At 39.1% G+C, this 1,676-nt stretch carries 1 protein-coding gene; it reads left to right on the top strand.

The genetic code is table 11. The features are described from left to right. The first annotated feature begins 249 nt into the window (after positions 1-249). Entirely contained in the window at positions 250-1,545 is a 1,296-nt protein-coding gene (locus QZ076_RS21935) for a site-specific integrase (protein WP_118093892.1), read from the top strand. Positions 1,546-1,676: the final 131 nt, after the last annotated feature.

Here is a 1,676-nt window from a genome sequence, read left to right as displayed (position 1 = left end):
CTGGCGTTGCAGCGATTTTATTTTTTGAAACTGTCAAAAACAGGATTATATCACTCATAATCTATGGTTTATAACGATTATAACATCTCGTCAATTTTTTAAGTTTTTATTGTTGTTTTATTAATATTTTCTTAATTATCATTGTTTTCGCAAAGTTTCTGCCGTGTTTTTTACAAATTAAGCCTTCTCAATACTGTAACTTAGTACAACTTAGGCATCCAAGATCGCTAAATATCATGAGGTGACATTATGGAAAATCACGAAAAAACATTGACAGAATCCATTTCTGATGCAAAGATGGAATTCGAAAGACTGCAGGCCCTTCTTTCAGAGAAGGAGGCAGAAATGAAACGAGAAGAGATTCTCAAAAAACACACAACACCTATCACTTTCCTCGAGGGACGTGGCAGGTGGACAACACGAGTAAATAGCAAACAGAAAACTCTTAAAAGCCGGAAAGAACTCGAAGACTGGATTGTATCTCAATATTCCGAGACAGCAACAGCAAAAACATTAGATGATATCGCAGAAGCATGGTTTTCAATCGATGAAAAAAGAAGTACTGATCGTACTCTGGTAAAGCATAGAGGTTGGTATGAACGTTTTCTAAAGAATTCTCCTTTATTTACGAAAAACATTCAAGATATAACCATTAACGACGGCTATGAGTGGGTATCCTATTGTTTATCCATTTATCCGCACATGACCAGAAAATACTTCACAAATGTAAGAAGCGTATTAAATGGCATTATGCAGTATGCTATCGACAAACGTTTATTGACTTATAATCCGATTGCTAACATGAAACTTAGAAAAGATGTATTCTGTATCCCGGATAAAACACGTGAAGAAGATACCGTTTTCAGCACTGTGGAGAGAACCTCTGTATGTAAGTTCTCCATGAATGAAGCAGAGGCTACCGGTGAAGCGAAATATTATGCGATTGCGCTGCTTTTTGAGCTTCCGCTTAGAGATGGCGAGTTATGCGCCTTAACCTGGGGAAATATCATTAAGGATATTAAAGGCAATTCGAAGCTTGTTATTGAACGTCAGTTAGTGACTGACTGCACAAGCGGAAAAGCAAAGGGGTACCGTATCGTAAATTACGGTAAAACTCGAGCCGCATATCGTGAGATTACACTAAGCGAACGAGCCATTCAGATTCTTGCGCGTGTAAAAGATCTCAATACCCAGAAAGGCTATCCGATTACACAGTCAGACTTTATCTTTATGAGAAGTTATAATGGGATCGTCTGTGGATGTACTCAGAGATGTTTTGATTCATATCTTCGCAGATATTGTAAAAAAAACGGAATGCCAGTAATCAAGAGTCCACATGATGTACGTCGGACGGTCTGCACCAATCTGTATTTAAACGGTATGCCGCCTAAACGTATTCAAACAGTCATGGGACATGAGACATTAGAACAGACATTGGAATATATCCGCTCAACCAATGATGACCTTGAAGACAGCCAGTTCTTCAACCTGCTCAATCAGGCTGCACCGGATAATGTGATTCCGATGAAAACAAAGGTTGGGTAAACATTGTTCACAAGTCCTCTCAAACATAAAAACAGTCCTAAACCCCCAATTTATAAGGATTTAAGACCGTTCCCCGATACGTGCGCGAGAAGATTCGAACTCCCGACACCTTGGTCCGTAGCCAAGTGCTC

The organism is uncultured Parabacteroides sp., assembly GCF_905196875.1.
Taxonomy (GTDB): Bacteria; Bacteroidota; Bacteroidia; order Bacteroidales; family Tannerellaceae; genus Parabacteroides.
Note: the sequence above shows the minus strand (reverse complement) of the source record. Positions and strands in the feature narration are given on the sequence as shown.

Excerpts from the sequence above, each read along its gene's own strand:
- QZ076_RS21935 (WP_118093892.1), top strand. The coding sequence starts at position 250 with ATGGAAAATCACGAAAAAACATTGACAGAATCCATTTCTGATGCAAAG.